The 23,835-nt window shown below is 56.5% G+C and carries 25 protein-coding genes and 2 tRNA genes; 9 read left to right on the forward strand and 18 right to left on the reverse strand.

Features of this window, described 5'->3' with window-relative positions:
* Positions 1-63 precede the first annotated feature (63 nt).
* The gene (locus tag BUA39_RS13265; RefSeq protein ID WP_110721858.1) at positions 64-528 is read right to left on the reverse strand and encodes an Lrp/AsnC family transcriptional regulator; all 465 of its coding nucleotides are present in this window, start codon (positions 526-528) and stop codon (positions 64-66) included.
* Positions 529-630: 102 nt separating this feature from the next.
* Between BUA39_RS13265 and BUA39_RS13270 the strand changes: the two genes are divergently transcribed.
* Positions 631-2,025 (forward strand): aminotransferase class V-fold PLP-dependent enzyme, encoded by a 1,395-nt coding sequence (locus BUA39_RS13270; protein ID WP_072793692.1) that lies wholly within the window; start codon positions 631-633, stop codon positions 2,023-2,025.
* A 456-nt stretch (positions 2,026-2,481) separates the two neighbouring features.
* Here the strand turns inward: BUA39_RS13270 and BUA39_RS13275 are convergent, their stop codons facing one another.
* Positions 2,482-2,910 carry a PaaI family thioesterase gene (locus BUA39_RS13275; RefSeq protein ID WP_242648601.1) on the reverse strand — a complete coding sequence of 143 codons (429 nt, stop codon included), beginning with the start codon at positions 2,908-2,910 and terminating at the stop codon, positions 2,482-2,484.
* Between the two features lie 113 nt (positions 2,911-3,023).
* Between BUA39_RS13275 and BUA39_RS13280 the strand changes: the two genes are divergently transcribed.
* Positions 3,024-3,935, forward strand: coding sequence for a pirin family protein (locus tag BUA39_RS13280; protein ID WP_072793693.1), 912 nt, complete (start codon positions 3,024-3,026; stop codon positions 3,933-3,935).
* 8 nt (positions 3,936-3,943) lie between these two features.
* On the opposite strand, the gene BUA39_RS13285 is transcribed toward BUA39_RS13280, so the two are convergent.
* On the reverse strand, positions 3,944-4,534 hold the full coding sequence (locus BUA39_RS13285) for a TetR/AcrR family transcriptional regulator (protein ID WP_072793694.1): 591 nt from the start codon (positions 4,532-4,534) through the stop codon (positions 3,944-3,946).
* Positions 4,535-4,713: 179 nt separating this feature from the next.
* Between BUA39_RS13285 and BUA39_RS13290 the strand changes: the two genes are divergently transcribed.
* The 5 genes from BUA39_RS13290 to BUA39_RS13310 all read left to right on the forward strand — a co-directional run bounded on the left by BUA39_RS13290 (position 4,714) and on the right by BUA39_RS13310 (position 9,139).
* The gene (locus BUA39_RS13290) at positions 4,714-6,000 is read left to right on the forward strand and encodes a homoserine dehydrogenase (RefSeq protein ID WP_072793695.1); all 1,287 of its coding nucleotides are present in this window, start codon (positions 4,714-4,716) and stop codon (positions 5,998-6,000) included.
* Between the two features lie 88 nt (positions 6,001-6,088).
* Entirely contained in the window at positions 6,089-7,072 is a 984-nt protein-coding gene (gene glpX / locus BUA39_RS13295; RefSeq protein WP_072793696.1) for a class II fructose-bisphosphatase, read from the forward strand.
* The gene (gene recJ, locus BUA39_RS13300; protein WP_072793697.1) at positions 7,069-8,811 is read left to right on the forward strand and encodes a single-stranded-DNA-specific exonuclease RecJ; all 1,743 of its coding nucleotides are present in this window, start codon (positions 7,069-7,071) and stop codon (positions 8,809-8,811) included. Before glpX ends, recJ begins: the two co-directional genes overlap by 4 nt.
* A gap of 122 nt (positions 8,812-8,933) precedes the next feature.
* Positions 8,934-9,008 (forward strand) — tRNA-Glu (locus BUA39_RS13305).
* A gap of 56 nt (positions 9,009-9,064) precedes the next feature.
* Positions 9,065-9,139: transfer RNA gene (locus BUA39_RS13310), tRNA-Glu, on the forward strand.
* On the opposite strand, the gene BUA39_RS17060 is transcribed toward BUA39_RS13310, so the two are convergent.
* From BUA39_RS17060 to BUA39_RS13335, 5 genes are all read right to left on the reverse strand, one after another.
* Positions 9,099-10,136, reverse strand: a complete 1,038-nt coding sequence (locus tag BUA39_RS17060) for a GGDEF domain-containing protein (protein ID WP_341349551.1) — start codon at positions 10,134-10,136, stop codon at positions 9,099-9,101. The two genes, BUA39_RS13310 and BUA39_RS17060, sit on opposite strands and share 41 nt — an antisense overlap.
* On the reverse strand, positions 10,133-10,720 hold the full coding sequence (locus tag BUA39_RS13320; protein ID WP_072793698.1) for a heme NO-binding domain-containing protein: 588 nt from the start codon (positions 10,718-10,720) through the stop codon (positions 10,133-10,135). The genes BUA39_RS17060 and BUA39_RS13320 overlap by 4 nt, the downstream gene beginning before the upstream one ends.
* Positions 10,721-10,784: 64 nt before the next feature.
* Entirely contained in the window at positions 10,785-12,530 is a 1,746-nt protein-coding gene (locus tag BUA39_RS13325; protein WP_072793699.1) for a DUF4153 domain-containing protein, read from the reverse strand.
* 59 nt (positions 12,531-12,589) lie between these two features.
* A complete protein-coding gene (locus BUA39_RS13330; protein ID WP_072793700.1) occupies positions 12,590-13,285 on the reverse strand; it encodes an HAD family hydrolase in 696 nt (231 codons plus the stop codon).
* Between the two features lie 40 nt (positions 13,286-13,325).
* Positions 13,326-13,610, reverse strand: coding sequence for a DUF3572 domain-containing protein (locus BUA39_RS13335; RefSeq protein WP_072793701.1), 285 nt, complete (start codon positions 13,608-13,610; stop codon positions 13,326-13,328).
* 76 nt (positions 13,611-13,686) lie between these two features.
* Here BUA39_RS13335 and BUA39_RS13340 point away from each other — a divergent pair, with 76 nt between their 5' ends.
* Entirely contained in the window at positions 13,687-15,069 is a 1,383-nt protein-coding gene (locus BUA39_RS13340; protein ID WP_072793702.1) for a diguanylate cyclase, read from the forward strand.
* Positions 15,070-15,079: 10 nt separating this feature from the next.
* On the opposite strand, the gene BUA39_RS13345 is transcribed toward BUA39_RS13340, so the two are convergent.
* From BUA39_RS13345 to BUA39_RS13360, 4 genes are all read right to left on the reverse strand, one after another.
* On the reverse strand, positions 15,080-15,574 hold the full coding sequence (locus BUA39_RS13345) for a periplasmic heavy metal sensor (protein WP_165610526.1): 495 nt from the start codon (positions 15,572-15,574) through the stop codon (positions 15,080-15,082).
* Between the two features lie 4 nt (positions 15,575-15,578).
* On the reverse strand, positions 15,579-15,956 hold the full coding sequence (locus tag BUA39_RS13350; protein WP_072793703.1) for a hypothetical protein: 378 nt from the start codon (positions 15,954-15,956) through the stop codon (positions 15,579-15,581).
* Positions 15,949-16,533 carry an RNA polymerase sigma factor gene (locus BUA39_RS13355; protein WP_072793704.1) on the reverse strand — a complete coding sequence of 195 codons (585 nt, stop codon included), beginning with the start codon at positions 16,531-16,533 and terminating at the stop codon, positions 15,949-15,951. Before BUA39_RS13355 ends, BUA39_RS13350 begins: the two co-directional genes overlap by 8 nt.
* A gap of 104 nt (positions 16,534-16,637) precedes the next feature.
* Entirely contained in the window at positions 16,638-17,114 is a 477-nt protein-coding gene (locus BUA39_RS13360) for an EF-hand domain-containing protein (RefSeq protein ID WP_072793705.1), read from the reverse strand.
* Positions 17,115-17,341: 227 nt separating this feature from the next.
* On the opposite strand from BUA39_RS13360, the gene BUA39_RS13365 reads away from it, so the two are divergent.
* Entirely contained in the window at positions 17,342-18,064 is a 723-nt protein-coding gene (locus tag BUA39_RS13365; RefSeq protein WP_072793706.1) for an NUDIX hydrolase, read from the forward strand.
* A gap of 5 nt (positions 18,065-18,069) precedes the next feature.
* Here the strand turns inward: BUA39_RS13365 and BUA39_RS13370 are convergent, their stop codons facing one another.
* The 6 genes from BUA39_RS13370 to BUA39_RS13395 form a co-directional block, all read right to left on the reverse strand.
* Complete coding sequence (locus BUA39_RS13370) at positions 18,070-18,972, reverse strand: DMT family transporter (RefSeq protein ID WP_072793707.1); 903 nt, start codon at positions 18,970-18,972, stop codon at positions 18,070-18,072.
* 60 nt (positions 18,973-19,032) lie between these two features.
* A complete protein-coding gene (gene modC, locus BUA39_RS13375; protein ID WP_072793708.1) occupies positions 19,033-20,127 on the reverse strand; it encodes a molybdenum ABC transporter ATP-binding protein in 1,095 nt (364 codons plus the stop codon).
* Positions 20,124-20,825, reverse strand: coding sequence for a molybdate ABC transporter permease subunit (modB, locus tag BUA39_RS13380; RefSeq protein WP_072793709.1), 702 nt, complete (start codon positions 20,823-20,825; stop codon positions 20,124-20,126). The genes modC and modB overlap by 4 nt, the downstream gene beginning before the upstream one ends.
* Positions 20,825-21,547, reverse strand: coding sequence for a molybdate ABC transporter substrate-binding protein (gene modA, locus BUA39_RS13385; RefSeq protein WP_072793710.1), 723 nt, complete (start codon positions 21,545-21,547; stop codon positions 20,825-20,827). Before modA ends, modB begins: the two co-directional genes overlap by 1 nt.
* 62 nt (positions 21,548-21,609) lie before the next feature.
* Positions 21,610-23,058, reverse strand: coding sequence for a cobyric acid synthase (locus tag BUA39_RS13390; RefSeq protein WP_072793711.1), 1,449 nt, complete (start codon positions 23,056-23,058; stop codon positions 21,610-21,612).
* 167 nt (positions 23,059-23,225) lie between these two features.
* Positions 23,226-23,831 (reverse strand): HAD family hydrolase, encoded by a 606-nt coding sequence (locus BUA39_RS13395; protein ID WP_131814602.1) that lies wholly within the window; start codon positions 23,829-23,831, stop codon positions 23,226-23,228.
* Positions 23,832-23,835 lie beyond the last annotated feature (4 nt).

Below are 23,835 nucleotides of genomic sequence, written 5' to 3' on the forward strand. Positions count from 1 at the left end.
AGGTCAACGCGAATTGTGTCGCTTAATGATGAATTTTTTATGACAGCGGCTTTGCGACAGGACCTAGCCAAAGACATCAAGCGGCCTGTCGTCCAACATGGTTTCCATACTGAACAGCCCTGTCACGACGTCCAATTCATAATCTTTGGTCAGCCTGCGATAGACGCCGTCATATCCGGACATACCTTTGGTCACGACCTTCAGCATATAATCCCACTCGCCACCGATGCGGTGCATCTCTACCACTTCAGGGACGCGGGCCACGTGGTTGCGAAATGCCTCTGCCCATTCGACCGAATGTTTCCGCGTTCGGATCATCACGAATACTGTCAGGTCGAGGCCCAGCTTGCTGGCATCCAACCGCATGCGCGCGCCTTGCAGGATGCCGCTTTCTTCCAGGCGCTTCAGCCGCCGCCACAGCGCGTTTTGCGACAGCCCAACCTTATCGGCGATGTCCCGTTGCGACAGCGCTGCGTTCTGCTGCAGGGCATGCAGGATTCTTCGATCAATGTTATCAATACTATCCATTTTTGCGATCATATGACCCATACTTGAACAGTTCAACGAAGAATATGATTAACACTTCACATGCTTTTTTTGTCATTCTGTCGGCAAAGAAGGAGGCACATCATGCTGCAATCATCATCCGCACTTTTAGATTTCGAAGCACGTTTGAAAGCAGAGGCTGACCCGATTGCCGCTCTGCGTGCGGGGCTGATCGGGGACGATCTAATTCTCGACACGCCAACTGGCCCCAAAAAGATGATCTACGCGGATTATGTGGCCTCGGGCCGTGCGCTGCACCAAGTCGAGGACGCAATCCTGCAGGATGTGCTGCCTTACTACGCCAATTCTCATACCGAACAGAGCCTTTGCGGTGCGCGCATGACCCGACTGCGTGAGGACGCACGGTCTGTGGTTTTGCGCCATGTGAACGGCGACAAGGCCGAGCATGCAGTCATCTTTGGCGGATCGGGCGCGACAACCGGGTTGAACCAAGCCGTGCATTTGTTTGGCATCAAAGACGCGCTGGCGCGGGGCGAATGCGTTCATGTGCTGGTAGGTCCCTACGAACACCACTCCAATCTGCTGCCATGGCGGGAAAGCGGTGCAGAGATCGTTGAGATTGACGAGGGCCCCGAAGGCGGCATCGATTTGCAACATCTTGAGACAGTGTGTGAAGAACTCTCAGGTACGGGATTGCTGGTCGCCGCATTCTCAGCCGCGTCAAATGTTACCGGGGTCTGTACCGACCCGGCCCCTGTCACCAAGATCGTCAAATCCTTTGGCGGTTGCATCATTTGGGACTACGCCGCTGGCGCGCCCTATCTGCCGATGTCGATGGCACCGGATGGCGCGCAGATCGACGCGCTGGTTCTCAGTCCGCATAAATTTATCGGTGGCCCAGGCGCGTCAGGCGTATTGATCATGCGCCGGGACGCTGTTCGGAACACCCTGCCCAATCGCCCTGGCGGTGGCACTGTGCGCTTTGTGAATGCAAATGCGCACGACTATGTCGCCAGCCTTGAACAACGCGAGGAAGGCGGCACGCCAAACATCATCGGGGATATCCGTGCCGCGATGGCGATCCTTGCCAAGGAAACAATTGGCACCGACACCATCGGTGAGATCAACCAAAGATTGATTAAACGTGGCCTAGATGAATTCAGACGTATTCCCGGCGCCGAGCTACTCGGGCGTCAAACACCACGAGGACTGCCCATCTTTTCCTTTGCCCCGCGCAAACCAGATCGCAGCCTGATCGACTACAAAAAGTTCACCTACGCGCTCTCGTCCCAGTATGGCATTCAGGCTCGGGGGGGCTGTAGCTGTGCCGGTCCTTATGTGCATCGGCTTCTGGATATTAGCGATCAGCAATCTGAATTGCTGCGCCAAGAATTCCGCGATGGCAATGAAGGCAACAAGCCGGGGTTCGTGCGGTTTAACCTGAGCTATTTGATGGACGAGGCAAAAATCGCAGCGATTTTTGCGGCTATATCCGAACTTTTGAAGAAAGACCTGTAAAAAAGCTGTGTATAAGCCTGTGCGTAAGTTTCTAATACAATCAGGCGAGTATGTAATGTATGGCCATTATGTATATATTTTTTAACGACTATTACGCTCAGGGAGATGTGGATAAGTTGAATAATAGAGAAAACGCCGGCGTTGAATTTTCTTTCGCATGAAAAGCACGACATTCATCGACAATCGACGAATTTCCACTCTTCCGGACAATCCATTCAACGAATATTCCGACAAAAATACATTAATTAAACGATAGAACATATTGATAAGAATAATGAAAAATTCGGTGCGCATTCAGAGACTGTAGTTTCGAGAATAACGAGAGCCGAATACTCTTTTTCAGTAGCCGACCTGGGGCAAACCTTAAAATATCAATTTAATTGCATTTTCTATAAACTTTTCGCGAAGTTATCCCAAAAATAGTCCTATTTGTGAAACTATTTCATGGCTGCTTTCTCACCGCATCGCGCCCTCTCGTCGCTGAAACGCGCCAGAACCATGGGCGACCACCACGCCATTTTCATCAAAAATGCGCCCTTCGGCGAAAAAACTACGATTGCCGCCGCCAACGACACGACCCTCTGCAAATAGCGTGTCACCATCAGGTTGCGCGACAAAATTGACGGTCAAAGACATCGTGATGGCGAACAGCCGCCTGTTTTTCTGCCCCGTATAGACGCCCGAAAACCCCATGACTGTGTCCAGCAAGGTCGCGTAGTTGCCGCCATGCGGAATCCCGATGCGGTTCATCAAGAAGGGCGAAAGTGGCTGTTCGAGGCGCGCGTGCCCCTCTCCCCAATGGGTCAATTGATACCCAAGGTGGGTCTGAAAGGCAGATTGCCCTTCGATCAACTCTGGATTGATTGGTGTCATCTTTTCTGTCATCGGACATCCCTTTCTACTTTGCCAAACCGCACAGACTCGGTTCGCCCTTGCACAGTCATCGGACTTGGCGTGCACCGCACCGCGCCCTAGATTCAAATCGAAAGGAAACAGTTATGTCCCTACGACCTACACTTGAAACACGTCGCGCGCTTCCAACAATGGAAGGGGCCGGCGTTCACCTGCACCGCGCCTTTGGGTTTCAAGACCCAAGCGAGTTGGACCCCTTCCTGCTTTTTGACGATTTCCGCAATGATCGGCCAGAGCATTATGCAAAAGGCTTTCCTTGGCACCCGCACCGCGGCATTGAAACCATCACCTATGTGCTCAGCGGCACTGTCGACCACAGCGACAGCCTTGGCAACAGTGGCAGCCTTGGGGCTGGCGATATCCAATGGATGACGGCTGGGTCTGGGATTCTGCACCAAGAAATGCCGAAGGGGAACACCCAAGGTCAAATGCATGGCTTCCAGCTTTGGGCAAACCTGCCGTCATCATTGAAGATGACCGCTCCGCGCTATCAGGACGTGAAAGGCACTGAAATCCCTGAGATCATTGATGATGATGGAACGCGGGTGAAAGTTGTGATCGGGACCTTCTGGGGCAAAACCGGCCCGGTCGACGGCATTGCCGCTGATCCGCAATACCTTGATATCTACGTTCCGCCCGGCGTCAAAAAGACCTTCCCGGTTGATACCTACCGCCGCGCATTTGCCTATGTCTTTGATGGCGCGGGTGCCTTTGCGGATGCCAGCACGCCGACCGGCGTTCTGCTGGAAAAAGAAGTGGCCGGGCAAGAGGTGAACATCCGCGACATGAGCGGCAACCGGACCCTCGTCCGGTTTGGCACAGGTGACGAGGTCACGGTGCAGGCTGGCCCCGAAGGTATACGCTTCTTGCTGATCTCAGGCGCGCCGATCCAAGAACCGGTCGCTTGGCATGGCCCGATCGTGATGAACACGCAGGCAGAACTGCAACAAGCCTTCTCGGAACTGCGCAATGGGACGTTTATTCGCCCAGCGCACTGACCCTAAATCTATGACGCGCCCGCTGCGCGGCGCGTCATATCCCAATAGATGTCTTCAACGTCTTTCAGCGACAGTCGGCCGGTTTCGCGAAACCAAGTGTTGACCCCTGTCAGCATCGCGATAATTGCCATCGCTGTGATTTTTGGGTCAGCAACCTGAAAATCGCCTTGCCTCACGCCCTCTGCAAGAATGGCTATCAGTTCACCCTCATATTGGCGGCGCAGCTCCTCGATGATCTCGAAGTTTTCAGGCGTCAGATTGCGCAATTCCATATAGGCGATGAAGACCGCATCGCGACGCACATTATGGTAGCGAATGTGAAAGCGCGCGAATTTCTCTAGCCGCGCGTTTGGGGTGCCACCCTGCGCCTCCTCGCGCCATGCGGCAACGAGGTTTTCCATATGCTCGCGCATCAATCCAAAGAGCAGGCTTTGTTTGTCAGGCGTATAGTTATAGAGCGCACCCACCTGCAGCCCGACCTCTGACGCGATTTTCCGCATAGAAACAGCGGCATAGCCCTGTTGCGCAAAGAGACGTAGCGCCGCATCGAGGATACGCGGACCCGTAATTTCAGAATGCGACCCAGAGGTGCGCGCCATTACAAATTCCAATCTCGGCAAAGCCTGTATTTATTGAACAACTGTTCCATTTTGCCTCTTTCGACACAAGCCTGAATTTCGGGGATAGAAACCTGCATTTTTGGCGCAATCCCGCGATTGCAGCCCGCCGTTGAAAACGCTACACGGCAATCCAGCAGTCGAAATCGAAGGAGATTGTGATGACGACCCCTCTGCGTCTTGGCATTGCCGGACTTGGCACCGTTGGCATCGGCGTTGTCAAAATCGTGCGCAAGAAAGCCGATCTTCTTCAGGCCCGCACAGGACGTCCGGTTGTGATCACCGCTGTTTCTGCCCGGTCTCGCGACAAAGACCGTGGAGTGTCTCTATCTGACTATGCGTGGGAAAATGATCCGGTCGCTTTAGCGACCCGTGACGATGTCGATGTCTTTGTCGAACTGATGGGTGGGCACGAAGGCACCGCCAAAGCCGCGACAGAGGCCGCATTGGCGGCTGGTAAAGACGTGGTGACGGCGAACAAAGCGCTACTTGCCATTCACGGTCAAGCGCTGGCGGAACAGGCCGAAGCCAACAACTGTGTCATTCGCTACGAAGCCGCTGTGGCAGGCGGCATACCCGTTATCAAATCCCTGACCGAAGGCCTGGCCGGAAACCAGATCAAGCGCGTGATGGGTGTGATGAACGGCACCTGCAACTACATCCTGACCCGCATGCAGGACGCAGGGCTGCCGTATGACAAGGTCTTTGCCGAAGCAGATGCGCTTGGCTACCTGGAGGCCGATCCAAATCTGGACGTCGGCGGGATCGATGCGGGTCATAAGCTTGCGTTGCTCTCAGCCATCGCCTTTGGTACCAAGGTTGATTTTGACGGTGTTGAATTGGAAGGCATTGAGCGCATTTCCATCGAAGATATCAAACTGGCAGAGGATCTGGGTTTTCGCATCAAACTGTTGGGTGTCGCCCAACTGACCGGTCGCGGCCTTGAGCAGCGCATGTCACCTTGCCTCGTCCCGGCTGATAGCCCCTTGGGTCAGCTTAAGGGCGGCACCAATATGGTTGTGATCGAAGGCGATGATGTTGAACAGATCGTCTTGCGTGGTCCGGGCGCAGGAGAAGGCCCGACTGCAAGCGCCGTCATGGGCGATATCTGTGACATCGCGCGTGGACTGAGACTGCCGACTTTCGGCATCCCGGCTAAAGTTCTTGTTTCCGCGCAGGCGGCGACTTCTAACTCTACCGCGCCTTATTATGTGCGTGTTGGCCTGCTAGACCGACCCGGCGCGCTTGCTAAACTTGCGCTTGCCTTGGGTGATGCGGGCGTCAGCGTGGACCGCATGCGGCAAGGGCATCACGATGGCTCTGAAGCGCCTGTTTTGATTGTCACGCATAAAACACAACGCCGAGATTTGGATGCCGCGCTGACTGCGCTGGAAGCAACGGGCGTGTTGGCCGGTGAGCCGGTCGTTCTGCGGATCGAGTCCGTCTGACCAATCCGCGAAACACGCTGCCGCTTGTCCCTTGTACGGCAGGCGGCTAACGTGACCACAGATCATAAGAACAAATAGGACCGGACAGATGAGCACCCAGCCAGAATTTCACGACCGACTTTTGTCACTGGGGCTTGCCCGTGTCGCCGAACAAGCGGCGCTGGCCTCTGCCAACCTTGTCGGGCGCGGCGATGAAAAGGCTGCTGACCAAGCGGCTGTAAACGCGATGCGTGAACAGTTGAACCTGCTCGATATTGCGGGCGTTGTCGTGATTGGCGAGGGCGAACGTGACGAAGCTCCGATGCTTTACATCGGCGAAGAGGTCGGCACCGGTAAAGGACCGGGCGTTGACATCGCGCTGGACCCGTTGGAAGGCACGACTTTGACCGCGAAAGACATGCCCAACGCCCTGACGGTGATTGCAATGGGGCCGCGCGGTTCCATGCTGCATGCGCCTGACGTCTACATGGACAAACTCGCGATTGGCCCCGGTTTTCCGGAAGGCATCGTGACATTGGACATGCCACCGGCCACCCGTGTCTCGGCTTTGGCGACAGCCAAGGGCTGCCTCCCCAAGGACATCACGGTTTGTATCCTAGAACGTCCACGCCATGAGGACATGATCGAAGAGGTCCGCAGCACTGGCGCGTCGATCCGCCTGATCACCGATGGCGATGTCGCCGGGGTCATGCATTGCGCTGACAGCGCAACAACCGGCATCGACATGTATATGGGATCTGGCGGCGCGCCTGAGGGCGTTTTGGCCGCGGCTGCGTTGAAATGTATGGGCGGACAAATCCACGGCCGCCTTTTGTTCCGCAATGACGACGAAAAGGCGCGCGCGCGCAAGGCCGGGATCGAAGACTTTGACCGCGTCTATACTCGTGACGACATGGTCACGGCAGATGTGATCTTTGCCGCAACCGGCGTGACAGGTGGCTCTTTGCTGCCCCGGATCAAACGCGAACCCGGCTGGCTTGAAACCACAACGCTTCTGATGCGCTCAAAATCTGGCTCTGTGCGCCGGATGACCTATCGCATGCCTGCGGATTCTGTCAAAGCCGCAGAATGAGTGATTTTCTCAATGTTTCCAACTCATTGACAGGACGTCGATGGGTTGGCCCGTCAATTGAAATTGACCGGGCTGCGGAAGCATTGGAACAATCCACCACCCTACCCCGTGCGCTTTGCCAAGTGCTTGCGCGGCGGGGCATTCCAGCCCATGAGGCAGAGAATTTTCTGGCACCGGCATTACGTGACCTGCTGCCTGACCCGCGCAGCCTGAAAGACATGGAAGCCGCTGCAGCGCGCTTTCTTGTGGCCGTCAAAGCGCGCCAGAAAATTGCGGTTTTTGCGGATTATGACGTCGATGGCGGCAGTTCTGCCGCGCTGCTGCTGGTGTGGCTGCGCGCAATGGGACTGTCAGCGACACTTTATGTGCCGGACCGCATTGACGAGGGCTATGGCCCGAATGACGAGGCGATGGCGGCGCTTGCTGCAGAGCATGACTTGATCATTTGTGTGGACTGCGGAACGCTGTCGCATGGCCCCATCGCAGCCGCAAAAGGCGCAGATGTGATTGTGCTGGATCACCACCTCGGCGGTGAAACGCTGCCCGATTGCCACGCGGTCGTGAATCCGAACCGACAGGATGAGAACGGCGATCTCGCGCACCTCTGTGCGGCGGCCGTGGTGTTCCTGATGTTGGTCGAGGCCAATCGCCAAATGCGTGCAGATGGTGCGCAAGGCCCGGACCTGATGGCGATGCTGGATCTGGTGGCGCTGGCCACTGTCGCGGATGTCGCGCCGCTGATCGGTGTCAACCGCGCGCTGGTGCGGCAAGGTTTAAAGGTCATGGCGCGCCGTGAACGGGCCGGTTTGGTCGCCCTTGCCGATGTGTCGCGCATGGACACGGCCCCATCAAGCTACCATCTGGGTTTTCTACTCGGCCCGCGCGTCAATGCTGGCGGGCGCATTGGGCAGGCCGACCTCGGGGCCCGATTACTCGCCACATCGGATCCACAAGAAGCTCAGGCGATTGCGGATCGGCTGGACCAACTCAACACGGAACGCCGCGATATCGAATCTGCCGTCCGCGCAGCCGCAATGGATCAGGCCGAAGAACGAGGGCTGGACGCGCCATTGGTTTGGGCCGCCGCCGACGGATGGCATCCCGGTGTCGTTGGCATCGTTGCAAGCCGCCTGAAAGAAGCAACAAATCGACCGGCAATTGTCATTGGATTTGATGGAGATGAAGGCAAAGGCTCTGGTCGCTCCGTTGCGGGCATTGATCTTGGTGCCGCGATCCAACGGCTCGCCACTGAAGGGCTGCTGGTCAAAGGCGGTGGCCACAAGATGGCGGCGGGCCTGACTGTGATGCGGGATCAATTGGAACCTGCGATGGAGCGGCTCTCGGAGTTGCTTGAAAAACAGGGCGCTGGGGACATCGGTCCTGCGGATTTGAAGCTTGATGGCATGCTTATGCCCGGCGCGGCCTCTTTGGATTTGGTCAATCAACTCGAAGCAGCAGGCCCCTTTGGCGCAGGCGCCCCAGCCCCGCGATTTGCCTTCCCGGATGTCGAAATACGATTTGCCAAGCGGATCGGGGACAACCACCTGAAGGTCACCTTTGGCGATGGATTGGCAGCGCGGCTTGAGGCGATTTGTTTTGGGGCCTTTGACACGGCCATTGGACCGGCATTGGAAAACCACGGCGGGAAACGCTTTCATCTGGCGGGACGGTTGGACATCAACACTTGGGGCGGGCGCCAGTCTGTTCAGCTTCGGCTCGAGGACGCTGCCCCGGCCTGACACAGGGCCCGTGGGCTGCCAAACAGGTACCGAAAACCGCGTTATAAAAAATCTGCAAAGCGTCCAATTTCCGCTTGCGCCGTCCATGCGCTTTGCATAAATACCGCCTCACGCTTCGGCACGGCCCGTTCGTCTATCGGTTAGGACGCCAGGTTTTCAACCTGGAAAGAGGGGTTCGATTCCCCTACGGGCTGCCACCGAAGCAGGAAAACCCCTGATACAAAAGGGAAATTCCAAAACGCATTTGCGATGTGGCCCGTTCGTCTATCGGTTAGGACGCCAGGTTTTCAACCTGGAAAGAGGGGTTCGATTCCCCTACGGGCTGCCACTTCTTCTTGCTGAATATCTTCATAGAACGCATAGCGCCCGCGCCCGCTTTGTTTACAATGATAGAGCGCATGGTCCGCTTGTCGCATCACTTCGTCAGAGGTGATTTCTTGCCCCTCGGCGATCAGTGTGATCCCGATGCTTGCCGAGATGTTGCAAGTATGCCCTTCAAACGTGATAGGCTTTTCCAGCGCTTTGATCACCTGCGCCGCGATAAAGGCCAATCTTTCTCGTGGGAGCGCGCCGTCAAAAATCACCGCGAATTCATCCCCGCCAATCCGCGCCACGAGGTCATCTCTGCGGGTTAGCTGGGATAGGGTTTCAGCCGTCCGGCGCAACACCTCATCCCCGGCGGCGTGTCCCAATTGGTCATTGACCGCTTTAAAAAGATCAAGATCAAGCTGTAGATAGGCATAGGCGGATCTGTCAGCGATCTGCTGCAGCAACGTTTTGGCGAGGGCGCGGCGATTTTTCAGCCCTGTCAGAGGATCTGAAAAGGCCTGCTCCTCCGCTAAGTTTCTCGCGACCTGCAAGCGCTGATTCAGATTACGTGATTCATCCAAAACAGCGGCTTTCGCCTCCACCAGAAAAAGCATTTCAACTGTCAGATCGGTGGGAGCAAAGTCAGAACTGGTCAGCCCATGGTCCCGAACCGCATCGATAACGCCAATTCCGAAACTTAAGTTCAATACCATGCCCCCCTCGCGCGGGTCGAATACGGCTACGGCCTGCAGAGCGACCTGAGGCGAGGTTCGCAATACCAGTTGCAGCTTGCGCGGCTCAGCCACCAAAAGATCGTCCACTGACGTGACGTCGCGCGGGCGCTGAAAGTCAAATACATCAAGGAAGTCCGCGCCTAGCATGCAGTCTCCACTACAGAGTTTTGCCAGCGTGGGACCGATGTGAAAAATGCGCCCGTTCGGACCGATTTGCACATGCATTGGACACAAGACATCCAAGACCTGCCCCACCGCAAGATGTGGCGAAAACATTGTCATCCGTGGTGCGCCCCAAGGTGAAACTGCCGGCCTTCGGCAAAGGCATCGTCGACCAGTTGAATGCGGATCAGGCCCAGATCAGCGCTGATGGATTCATTTTCGAGCAATACAAGCGCGCCATAGTCATCCGCCATCGTGCGCAGAATGCCCATAACTACGTAGCTGATCCCGGCAAAATGATGATGGCAGATCAGATTGAAGTGGTTTGGCCCGTAATCCCGCAGTTCCAGATTGGGAATATCCAGATCAGCAAGCGCCAGTCGCGCACGCGCTTTCAGGTCATCAAGGGAATAGAGGAACTCCCTGAAATCTGTGCCCGTGAACCGCAAGAGCCGCCGCAGCGCCTCAACATTTGGGTGGCTGACGAGGTAGGTGCCAATGTCTTCTAAGATCGTTTCGACAGGCACCGAAAACTCTGTGGAGATTGCGGCAATGACGCGGTCCGTCACCACATCATCATAGTCAAGCATCGCCTCAAAATCTGGCTGCTCAAGCCCTGCCCTGCGCGCAACATGCCGCCAACACGCGTCACTATATGTGTCGCGTACAAAACATTGAATCGCCCTGTTCACCAGCCCGTGCATCAACCCCCCTTTGGTTATGACAAAGCGAGTATCCCGTGCGGGTTTTAAGATTTATCCAATAGTTTCAATTGTCAGAAGTTACTTCGATCTCTCCGAGCCATAAGGACTTTCGGCTTGCCGGACCGATCCGATAACCGCCTGTGACCACCATGGCGTAGGCTTCTTCGCTCAGAAGCGCATCCTGTGAGAAACGGTTTTCTTTCTGGAAATACTGCGGCGGTGACTGATCTCCAACTGCGCGATAAGTTGTTGCTCCACTTTCTGCCTCTGGCACAAATAGATAAGCAATCTCAGCACCTTGCCGCCCGAAAGGTCCGAAGACAAGAACGCATGGCCGGACACTATCAGCGACGCAAGTTTCACTCCACTCCTCCAACCAATGACGTCCTGCATTCGTGAAATAGTCCACAGGCAAGTCTCGACCTTCCGGCCAGACCTTCATCGCTGGTGGTAGCGCTTCGGCGATCTCTCGGACCGACTCATTGCGCTGATTTTGCCTAAATTCCCAACGATTTTCTGTCGTCGCGCGGTCCAGTCTGGCGTGTAATACCGCGTGTTCTTCGGCATCCAGCGCCTTCAACGCGGCAACCGCCTGATGTCCCGCGATTCCATAGTCGTGGGTGAACTCCCAAGCCGGGAAATCCTCTGCCGTCACCTGCCCCGACAGATAGCGCGCCATCTGGTCGTCAACAGACAGCTTTTGCACATTTAGAAGCGGCGTCATCCAGAGAGCAGCCAGCCCCAGGGTCAACAACGCCATGCCCACATTGGCTTGCCTGATCCACTGCCGCCAGCCTGACCCTCGTAAGATCGCCGCCCCATAAAGCAGCGCGTAAATTAGCACCAAACCTGCAACCAGTGCAGCGGCACACCGATGTGGTGTCCAACCATATTGCAATACGCGCAGCGAAATGGCCCAGATGGCGAGGCCCGCCAGAATGGTCAAAAGCAGCCCCAGCAGCCGAACAGCATGGTGCATCCAACGGGACTGCACGCCATCGCCATCACTGCGGTCCAGTGCAGACGTGATCAGGGTAATGGCGGCGATTGCGACGCTCATCATTATGGCCGCGGCCGAGAATGAACCGAAAAGCCCCGACAAGCCACGTGCGGGCAAAGCGAGGATAAAGACGCTCACAACGACCAGCACCATCGGCAGCAAAAGACGCAAGAGCCGCAGCGGCAAATAGGGAGAGACATAGGCCTTGAGGTCCTGTGCCACCGAAAGCGCCAGCCCCAATGCCGTCCCGGTCAGCAGGTATGGCACCGGCTCTTCGTCGATCAGGTCCCCGATGATCGTCAGGCCAACAATTTCAAGCAGTTCGTCAGAAAGGAACAGCAGCCCCCAGAAAATTCCGACGAATATCCAAGCAGCGACGTAACGCACAACGATGGTCCATGCTGTCTCAAACAGCAGCGCGTATTCGGTCGGTCTGCCCTTCAGCAATGCCGTCGCAAAAGGCGCGCCAATAAAGAGGACCATTGCCCAGGCATAGGGCAACGCGCTGTCTTCAAGGGCGGTGCCCAGTTCCACAAAGCGCCCGCTCGACCAATAGAGCAAGGCCGCGTCGGTCAGGCTTAGTACAGCGGCGCCGGCAAGCGCGAGTTGCCAGCGTAGGCCACCCAAAAGCGCAAAGAGCACGACGAAAAAGCCAATCGTTGCACTCGCAATCCATAGCAGAAGCCGTGCGTTATCAAGGGTGTCGGGCAACACATCGACCAGAACCCACATTGCAAACCCCGCCGCCGCCCCCAAGAGCGCCATGGCAAGATGCCGTTGTGCTTCGCGGTCTGTATCTTGGCTGCTCATCCTGCTCTCCCCGGCATGTTTTTAGAATTTTGCGAAGTTTTGAACAGATGAGCAAGCCATCAGGTCAAAGCAAGCCAATCCGGGAGATGCCCGATGTCAGGCAGGATGTGATCGGTATGGGGGCTTAGGGCATCATGGCTTGCAGGCCCAGTCAGAACACCGATGGTTGTCATGCCAGCACGCTGTCCGGCCTGTAAATCGTGCAAACTATCCCCGATCATCGCGCAGGCTTCAATCGGCACAGACATCATCGCTGCCAAAGCAATCAGCGGATCAGGCGCAGGTTTGCAGCCTAGCCCGCTGTCATATCCCGCCACGAAGTCGAATTGCTGCAAACAGTCGGCTGCCGCCAAATGTGCCCGAGCGCCGCTCTCTGAATCATTGGTGGCCACGCAGAGTTTCAAACCGGCGCTTCGCAGGCGTGTCATTAAGGGCCGCAATGGGACCGCCTCGGCCAAAGGTGCATTTGCCGTGCTTTCAGACAGGTAACGCTCTACCTCGGACGCGTCCGGGTGCCCTGCTGCAGCGGCCAAAAGCTCTGCGGCCTCTCGATTGGTTCCGGCAATGATCGGACTATCGGGGCGAAATCGGCGCTGGCTGAGGTCAAAGCCGATTCCATCAGCGATCTGGCTCGTGCGCGCGGCGTCGCCTCCGCTGAAATGATGAATGACACCAAGGGTCCAATTGTTCCACGTCGCGTCAAAATCAAAGAGCGTGCCGTCTTTGTCAAAAATAAGCGCCTGTATTCTGGTCATTCTTTGCCCTGCCATAGTTGCCAATCAAACCTGCCGGCACCTATGTCCAATGCATCTCTCCGCCACCCGGCAGCGCCTGCCGCGCCTGCAAAGGTGCGCTGTAGTCCAGACCAAAATGATCACAAAACGCGATCACCCATTTGTCGTCCATCGTCAGGAAATCCAGCACTGAACCAAGGAACGCAGGGTCCCCCGCTCGCTCTCGTAGATCGGCGGCAGAGACGCCCGTTGACCCCATAAAGACCGGCATTAATTCGTCATTTCCGGCCAGCCAAGACAGTGCGTTCAAGGCCAGCGTTTCTGCAGCTTCGGGGGAAAAGGACAATTTAGTTAACTTTCGAAATGGTTTCTTAACCAATCTACCTACAAATGACTCCTATCACTTGGCAAGGACAGGACGCATGCCCGGTAAAATTCTGATCATCGATAGCGTTGCAACCAACCGTATTGTCCTAAAAGTCCGTTTGACCAGCGCATTTTACGACGTTGCGCTTGCGGCCTCCTCGAAAGAGGCGCGCGCGATGATCAAACAGGACTTACCGGACCTGATCTTGGTAAACAGCAACCTTGAGGATCGCCCAGCAACCGACTTTTGCGCTGAGCTGCGCAACGCCAAGGCCACAGCACATATCCCCATGGTGATGATCTGCAACTTTGAGGATCGCGAACAGCGCCTTCACGCACTGAAGGCTGGCGTCAGCGATATTCTCGTGCGGCCATTGGATGATAGCGTACTGCAGGCGCGGCTCCGTAGCCTTCTCAGGTCCCATGAAACCGCAGAGGAAAGCAAGATTCGCAATGAAACCAATCATGCCCTTGGTTTCGCAGAATCTGCCCCCGATTTCGTGCAGCGCGCGCGCGTGCAAATCGCAACACCAGACGCTGCGACGGCGGTGCGGTGGGCCGCCGTTCTTAAGCCGATGATGCCATATGAACTGACACCCAAGGTCTATGCCGAAACTTTGAAAGATATCGCAGAGGCCAAGACGCCCGATGTTTTTGTCATTGCGATGGATCACCAAAAACCAGAAGGCGCATTGCGCCTTGTCGCTGAAATCCGTGCGCGCGCGACCACGCGTCATGCAGGAATTCTGATGATCATGTCCGACGAAAGGCGACGAACTTTGGTCGACGCGCTTGATCTGGGCGCACACGACGTCATGGTGAATGGCTTTGACCCGGACGAACTCGCGCTACGCGTCTCGCGGCTTGTGTCGCAGAAACGACTGTCGGACCGACAACGCGACAATGTGAATATCAGCTTGCAAGCGGCAGTCACCGACCCTTTGACCGGGCTCTTCAACCGCCGCTATGCCATGCCGCAACTTCGACGCATGCAGGCGCATGCCCTTGCAAAGAAACGCAGTTTTGCTGTGATCTTGGCCGATTTGGATCATTTCAAACAGGTGAATGACCGGTTTGGGCACGCGGCTGGCGATGCCGTTCTTTCCGAAGTGGCGCAGCGCTTGCGCGATGGCGTGCGCAGCGTTGATCTGGTGGCGCGCATTGGCGGTGAAGAGTTCTTGATCGTCCTGCCTGACGCTGACGAAACAAATGCCCGCGAAACAGCAGATCGCCTATGTGACAAGATCAAAGCCACGCCGATCTGTATTCCCGAATTGGAGGGCGGATTGACCGTCACGATGAGCCTTGGGGTTGCCATCTGCGGCCATCCCAATGTGTCAAAACCCATTGATACGCTGATCAGCCAGGCTGATGCCGCGCTTTATGATGCCAAATCCAGCGGTCGCGATCAGGTGCGTTTGGCGAAAGTACCCGCCTAGAAATCAACGCTCAACGGCGTGGCCCACGTTTCGCCATCGCGGCAAGGACTGCTTCGATCTGATCTGCGTAGTCCTGACGCTCTGCGTCCGTCATCGAGGCCACACGGCTCAGCCAGATGTCCTGCGCCGCTACCCGACGATCAGCCTCCTGCCGTGCCTGTTTGGTCAAAAGCGCGCGCAGATCGTCCGCCTCAAACGGTGTTGACCGGATCAGCGTCAACATGGCCTCAAATTCAGCCCGCGCTGCGGCCCTGTCAATGCCTTCACGCCGATGATGCCGCCGGATATCCCGTCCGATTTCACGACGATCCCGATCTGGCAATGCCTGTGTAAAGGCCCCCATGAAATCGGTCTCGCGCGGCAATCGGTGCGATTTATGCGACCCGCCAAAGATCGCTCCGGCAGCAAGACCGACGACGATCAGGTTCAGCGCCAGCGACACAAAAAGAAGAATACGAAGGCTACGACGCATCGGAGCACGCGGCGGTGTTGAATTTGCGCTCATTGTGTCATCCTTCCCCGATGTCAAAGCTGAAGTCCCCGGCAAGGTCTGACAGGTAATAATCCGTCTCACCCTCAAGCAAGATCTGCCCATCCTGTAATAATACGCTGTCAGAGCCGACAAAACCAATCCAGACGCCTGCCAGTGTCGCAGCCACCAGACCGCCAGCGCCCTGCCACCCGCCAATCACATCTAAGAAAACCCGCCAAGAGCGCTGCGACCTTCGCGCCATTGGTTCTGCAGCGGCAGGCTGGAATGCCTCAGCATCCGCCAAAACGCGGGCCATCAAAGCGTCAGAAGGCGTCGGTGCAAAGTCTGCTGCTTCTGCAAAAAGAGCATCCAACGCATCGTCAGTGACCGGAGGTGTCGCTTTCTTATCAGCCATCGGTATATCCCAGTTCATCTTTGCGCTCGGCCAGTATCTTGGCCAATGTGCGTTTTCCTCTTGCCGTCAGGCTTTCAATCGCCTCGACGCCTGCCCCCATGATTTCCGCGATCTCTGGGTTACTCAACCCTTCGATATGCCGCAAGACAACCGCTTGGCGCTGGCGTTCTGGCAAAGCATTCAGCCCCTGTTGTAACCCATCGAGCCGCGCGCGCTGTTGCATCTGTTCTGCGGCACTCAGTGCGGTGTCTTCTGGGTCTGGCACACTATCCAAATCAACAGAGTGCCCTCTGCGTAAGCGGTCCGTACATAGGTTCGCGACCACTTTATAAAGCCAGGTCGATACTTTTGCCTCGCCCTGTCGCCACTCCGGCGCAAACTTCCAAAGCCGGATCAACGCCTCTTGGGTGATATCTTCGGCATCCGCTCGGTTCCCAAGCAGCCGGTAGGCATGGCCAAAGACCTTTGGTGTCAACCGCTGGGTCAGCGCCTGAGCAGCCACGGGATCGCCATTGGCATAAGCAACCAACAGCGCGTCGTCAGTGACGTCCTCAAAACTGTCTCGCGGCATGTTCATTTCCGTCGGAGTAGCCTGTCATGCAGTCGGTCGCAATCCAGTTTGCGGCATCAGCGGGTGGCACATCACCTGCGCCACCCACACAGCGAGCTTGCATGGCGACCCTAGTTGTTGTCGCCTTTGCCCTTGCCCATGCCTTTGCGGTGGCCATGTCGCTCCATCTTTGCGAATTCTTCTGCGCTGATCATACCGTCTTCGTTGGCATCAAGCCGTGCAAACATGCGCTCGGCCCGGTCGCCCTTCGGCATCATCTCGGCTTGATCCAGCATCCCGTCGCCATTTTCGTCATGCCGCTCGATCATCTTGGCGATCCGCTTTGCGCGGTTCGCTTCTGTCGCCGCCGTCAATTCCTCGGCAGACAGCTTGCCATCACCATCGGTATCCACTTCACCGAAATGCGCCGTCGCATGCGCGGCCATTTCCTCTTTTGTGACCTGCCCATCGCCATTGGCGTCCAGTTGCTCAAAGGTCACATTAGCGCGATGATGCTTGCCACCAAAGCCGCCTTTTGCCTCTGCCTCACCTGCTGTCAGCGCTGCCGCTGCAACCATGGCCCCTGAAAGAATTACTGCGCGTATCATTTTAGCTTCCTTTTTCCTATGAGAAGCGAGCCTCTTGTCCGCTTTCAAAGGGTAATACGGCGCTGCTTTTGATTTCCGTCGCACCAAGTTGCATTTTTTAGAATTTGGTGTGACGCCCGGTCGCCTCGCCTTTTGGGACCGTGCTGACGCTTTTGCGGTTGGCGTGCCAAAGTCAGCCGCATAGGCTGGTCTCAATAAGCGTTATTGCCGATCGGGGAAAGAAAACGATGAGCATCGACAAAACCGCAATCAGAGATGCCGCCACCGTGATTGTTTTGCGAGACCGTGAAACCACGCCACAGGTGCTGATGGGGCAACGCGGTTCAAAAGCAGCCTTCATGCCGAACAAGTTTGTCTTTCCGGGCGGGGCTGTTGACAAGGATGACCACCACGTCCCGCTTGCCACGCCGCCAAGTGACATCAATGCGCTGCGTTTGGCAGAGGACCTACGGCCAGAAACAAGCCCGACCATTGGCACAGCCCTTTTTGCAGCGGCCATCCGCGAGTTGTGGGAAGAAACCGGGCTTATACTGGGCACCAAAGCCCCTTGGCCTGAGGCACCTGGCACGGATTGGGAAGCTTATGCGAATACCGGGCATTTGCCCCATGCAGGCGGGTTGAAATTTGTCTTTCGCGCGATCACTCCGCCCGGTCGGCCTCGGCGTTTTGACGCGCGGTTTTTCTTGGTGGATGCCGCGGACCTGTCAGGTGACATAGACGATTTTTCGCGCGCCAGCGACGAACTTTCCCACTTGCAATGGGTACCGCTGTCAGAGGCGCGCAGCTATGATTTGCCGTTCATCACCGAGGTCGTTCTGGCCGAAGTCGAGGGGCGTCTGCATGAAAAAGGCCACCCCGCGACGGTGCCCTTTTTTCGCAACACCGACGAAGCCGGGCTATTCACAAGGCTTTACGGTCGCCCACCGACCAAGGCGGACCTTGGCGGCTAAGTGCCTCAAGAATAAACAACAAGAACTAAGACGCTGGTGGCAATCAAGACAATGCCAAAGACCTCTCGTCTTGTGATTTTCTCTTTGAAAAACAACGATGAAGCCGCGAATCCAAAGATCAATTCGATCTGGCCGACCGCTTTCACGTAGGCTGCATTTTGCAAGGTGAAGGCTGCGAACCAGCAGAACGAACCAGCAAGGCTTGTGAGTCCGACAAAAATAGCGGTGCGCCACGTACCAAGGACGCGGCCGATCTCTGCGCGGTCGCGCAGGTAAAGCCAAGCTGCCATACCAACCATCTGCATCGTGGTGACTGCGGCAAGCGTCAGGATTGCACGTTCAAACGGGTCAGCGCCCGGCACCATCAGGCTCGCGGCGCGATACGACACACCGGACACCCCAAAAAGCGCCCCTGCGGACAATCCAAGAAGCGCTGAGGGCGAGAGCAACTTGGTCCACCAACGTCCCTCAACCGGGATTGGGCCTGACAGCACAAGCACCCCAGCCAATCCAACACAAAGCGCAATGAAACCCAGCGGCGATATGATGTCCCCTAAGATCACCATACCGATGATTGCAGCCATCATGACTTCGGTCTTTTTGAACGTGAGCCCGACGGCAAAATTGCGCCGCCCAAACAGCATCACCGTACACACCGTCGCCGCGATCTGGGCAAATCCACCGAGCGCCCCATATCCCCAAAAGCCGATCCCCAGCGATGGCAGTGCCGCTAGACCGGGCGCGGCATAAAGCGCGGCGGCCAACAAGGCGAGCGGCGAAGAATAGACAAATCGCGCGAAAGTCGCGCCTGACGCGCTCAGTTTGATCTGGCTCAGGTGCTTTTGCAGCATGAACCGCACCGCTTGGAAAAAGGCGGCTAAGATCGAAAGGATCACCCAGAGTTCCAATGTGACGTCCTTTCTGTCAGACCGCGATTGAGGTGCTGTGCCTCAAAGCCGTGCATATCGCTAACCGGCCTGAAACCCAATCGCTTCCTGCGCCATCGAAACTGTTTTCAAAACCGCAAAAATAGGCATTCCGATCTGCAAATTCAGATGCTGGCGCGACCGTTCGGTGATCCGGGACAGGAGGCGGTCGGGACCACACGCCAATTGTACGAGAACGCTATTTTTGGCCTCGGATCGGATATCTGCGATGACGCACGGAAGGACATTCAACGCCGATAGCCCCTCAGGGCGGCTCAGGCTCAGCATCACGTCCTGCGCCCGAATGCGCAGCCGTATCCGTTTGTTCGCGCTGCTTACTGTTTGGTTGACAAACAAGCGCCCGCCGCTGGACTGCACTTCTGTCACCCCATCCGCATGGGTCGCGACAACCTTGGCAAAAAGCACCGCCCCATGATCATCCCGCCCCAGAAACTGGGCGGCGTCCAAATCTGAAAACACCTCGGTTACCGGCCCAACTTGGATTTGGCGACCGCGATCCAATAGCACAACCTGATTGGCCAGTCGCGCAACCTCGCTGACAGAGTGGCTAACGTAAAGGATGGGCAAATCCGAATGGTCCCGCAGCCGTTCAAGGTAAGGCAAAATTTCCAAACGCCGCGCGTGATCCAAAGAGGCCAAAGGTTCGTCCAGCAAAAGCACCTTTGGTTGCGACAGCAACGCGCGCCCGATTGCAACGCGCTGTTTTTCCCCACCGCTTAGATCAGTAGGGTAGCGGCCCAACAGCGGTGCGATCCCGAGTATCTCCAAAACGGCGCTGTGATGTTGCCCATCTTGCCGCAGTCCACGCGCTTTTTTGGCAAACGACAGATTCTGCGCAACTGTCATATTTGGAAACAGGCGGTGATCCTGAAAAACATAACCCAGACGCCGGTCTGCGACGGGCACGTTGATGCCCCGGTCAGCAGCGAAAAAGGTATCATTGTCCAAGGTTATCGTGCCTTGGTCGGGCCTATGCAACCCGGCCACCGCATTGATGACCGTCGTTTTGCCTGCCCCAGAGGCCCCAAAAATGGCCGTTACACCCCGCTCAGCCGCAAAATTCACATCAAGGTCAAAGCCCTTTAGGACGGTGGTGATCGCAACATTCAGCGTCATGCGGCGTCCACCTTTTTGCGGCGGCGACGGACCAGCCATTCTGATACCAAAAGCGCCCCGACGGCTAAGACGACCGAAATCAAAACCAGTTTCAGCACTTCACTTTCGCGCCCCGGCACCTGCAGCGCGGCATAGATCGCTGACGGCACAGTCTGTGTTTGGCCGGGAATGTTGCTCACGAAAGTGATGGTTGCGCCAAATTCGCCCATCGCTTTAGCCCATCCCAGAACGCTTCCCGCAATGACGCCGGGAAAGATCAATGGCAAAGTCACGTGCCGAAACGTGAACCAGCGGCTGGCCCCCAAAGTCGCTGCGGCTTCTTCGAGTTTTGGATCGACGGTTTCAATCGCAATCCGAATAGCGCGCACCATCAGTGGAAAGGCCATGACAGCCGCTGCCAGCGCCGCGCCGGTCCAGCGGAAGGCCAGCACAAACCCAAAGGAGTGTTCCAGAAATTGCCCGATTGGTGCACGCCGGCCATAAGTCAGCAAGAGCAAGTATCCGGTCACCACTGGTGGCAACACCAAGGGCAAATGCACAAGCGCATTCAGCACTTGTTTGCCTCGAAACCTACCGCGCGCCAGCAAATGCGCCACCCAAATCGCAAGCGGCAAACTGAGCAGCGTCGCCACCAGCGAAACGCGCAGCGACAGAAAGACCGCCGTCCAGCTTTCAGGGCTAAGGAATACGCTTTCCATTACTCTGCCTCCGGCAGCGCAAAGCCATGCGCCATAAATATCGCTTGTGCCGTCGGGTCAGAGAGAAACTGAAAATACCGCGCTGCATCGGCACCTGTGCCAATCTGGGCAGCAACATAGCGGATGGGCTGATGGGTATCCGCTGCTATCACATCAAGCACCCGCAGGTTTTTCTGCGTCAGGGCGTCGGTCTGGTAGACAATGCCATAATCGACCTCGCCCAAAGCCACCAAAGCCAGCGCAGCGCGGACATTGTCAGTCTCGACGCTATGCGGGGCAATCTGCGGCCAAAGACCCATCGTTTCAAGGGCTTCGCGAGCATAAATACCAGCGGGCACAGCGGTCGTCAGCGCGAGCGCCAAGTTGCGCCCAGATAAGGCGCTTGGAAGGTCTTGTATATTCGTCGCTTGCGCCGTTTCCGAGGCGATAAGAACCAATTGATTGCTTAGAATGTCAGTCACGTTCATAAGCTCAACGAATGGGTCGTCCTTAAGGAACGCTACCCATTCCGGGCTGGCCGATAGAAACACATCTGCCGGTGCGCCTTGGGCAATCTGCCGCGCGAGGGCCGCGCTGCTGGCGTAGGAGACGATCACCTTGCCGTCAAACCGCGCATTGACCTCATCCAACGCACCACGCAGGCTAGCCGCCGCGAATACAGTCACCTCTGCCCGCAGCGGCAGCGCAGAAAAGATCAGGCAAAACAACGCGATGACGCGCATGGCTCAGGCTCCGAAAGTCTGAGGCACTATTGTCGATGGCGCGCTGTATTACAAGCTGCCGCTCAGCGCGCGCAGGACAAGACGCCGTTAACGTCCAAATGCGCTTCGATATGGTCGGCCAAGGCGTCTAAGGTCGCCTCGACACTTTGCGCATAATTTGTGTGTCCTGCCTCGGCACCAAGCGAGGTCAGAAAGGCGCGGCGGAACCCATCATCGGCGAACATGCCATGCAGGTAACTGCCCATCACGGCACCATCCGCCGAAACCGCCCCTTCGTCGCGCCCGGCGACGGTTGCGAAAGGCCGCGCACAGTCGGTGCCTTGCGTGCGACCGATGTGAATTTCATAGCCTGAAAACACCTGCCCAGAGGCGGCATGCACGGCTTTGGTTTCAGTCAGACGTTTGTCTGGCGTCATCACGGTGGCGACGTCCAGCAGCCCAAGCCCAGCGGTTTCACCCGCCGCGCCTTCGATGCCGTCTGGGTCCGCAATCATTTGCCCAAGCATTTGGTAGCCACCACAAATACCAAGCACTTTGCCGCCGCGTCGCAGGTGGGCTTGAAGGTCGATGTGCCATCCTTGATCTCTGAGGAAGGCCAAATCGCCACGGGTCGATTTGCTGCCGGGGATAATCACCAAATCCGCGTCGCCCGGTATGGCCTGCCCAGCGCGCAGCATGGTGAGACGCACGTTTGTCTCCTGCGCCAATGGGTCAAGATCGTCAAAGTTCGCGATCCGTGACAGACCAAGACAGACGATGTGGAACTGCCCATGGGACGCGTTGCTACGGATATCAAGCGCGTCTTCGGCGGGCAGTTTCCAAGCGTCTTGGAAATACGGCAGTACACCAAAGCCACGCCAGCCGGTCTTTTGTTCGATCAGCGCGTAACCATCGTCAAACAGGCTTGGATCGCCCCGGAATTTATTCACCAAAAAGCCTTTGATCAGCGCAGCATCTTTCGCGTCGATTACCGCCTGCGTGCCCACAATCTGCGCAATCACCCCGCCCCGGTCGATGTCGCCTGCGAGGATCACCGGCGTGCCACTCGCCTGAGCAAAGCCCATGTTTGCGATGTCGCCTGCACGCAGGTTAACTTCTGCCGGGCTACCCGCGCCTTCGACAATCACCAGATCATGTTGTGATTTCAGCAGGTTGAAACTCTCCATCACGCGTTCCATCAGTTGCGGCTTCAGCTTCGCATAGTCCCGCGCTTTGACGGTGGTCAGCCGTTTGCCCTGTACCACGACTTGCGATCCGACATCAGTTTCTGGCTTCAACAACACCGGGTTCATGTGCACCGTCAGCGGAACATTGCATGCCAAGGCTTGCAGCGCTTGGGCGCGACCAATCTCTCCGCCGTCCGAGGTCACAGCGGCATTGTTAGACATGTTTTGAGGTTTGAATGGCGCGACCGATAGGCCGCGTCTTGCGGCCGCCCGGCACAGACCCGCCACGAGCATGGACTTCCCGACGTTAGAGCCGGTGCCTTGGATCATAATGGCTTTGGTCATGGTGCGCCTCGCAGTTCAACGAGGCCTTGATTGGCACGGATAGCATATTTGCGCAAATCAGAATGTGATGCTTCTACAAAGGGGAGCGCCTGACCCCGGGTGGGTGCGAAGCGCCCTCCCGTGGGGAGGGTCGGGCGCTACCCGGCGATGCCGGGCGAACACCTCAATCAGGCTAGACCAAGTATAGCTGGGAGCCCTGAACGAGAATTCTGATCAAAGTGGAAAGTGCTCCACCCCCGCTTCGCGGCTGACTCAATGTTCCTTTGGCTGTCATCAATCAGTAATATCTGCGGACCTTTCAAACTGGACCATGCTTCAATGGCCTGCCAAAATTCCACATTTGGCTTTGCCGCGCCCAAACGGCCAGAGCTAAAGAAGCAATCGACCAAGGCACCGTAGCCCATTTGGTTTTCAATATAGGACGAGCGGCGTGTTTCATTGTTGGTGCCAATGACCTTGCGGCCATTTGAGCCTTTAAGCCAACCTGTCACCTCAAGATCAGGCAGAGCATCTTGATCAAACCAATACTCAAGAAACTCCGAAGCGCCCAATTGCGTCGGCTGATCATCCAGCCAGTCCTGAGTTACATCCAATAAGTCACGCTTTCCGCGAATAACTTCCGCAATTTGGTGGGACCGAAATACAAAATCAGAAAAGCTTTGCGGATTTAGTCCCAGATCAGCCTCCAGATTGTCCGCCCAAACAAATTTCCCACCAATAATATTTGCATTCAAAACGCCGTCAAAATCCCAGACGACCAGTTCAAAATCCAAAATC

Source organism: Cognatishimia maritima (genome assembly GCF_900129685.1).
Lineage (GTDB): Bacteria > Pseudomonadota > Alphaproteobacteria > Rhodobacterales > Rhodobacteraceae > Cognatishimia > Cognatishimia maritima.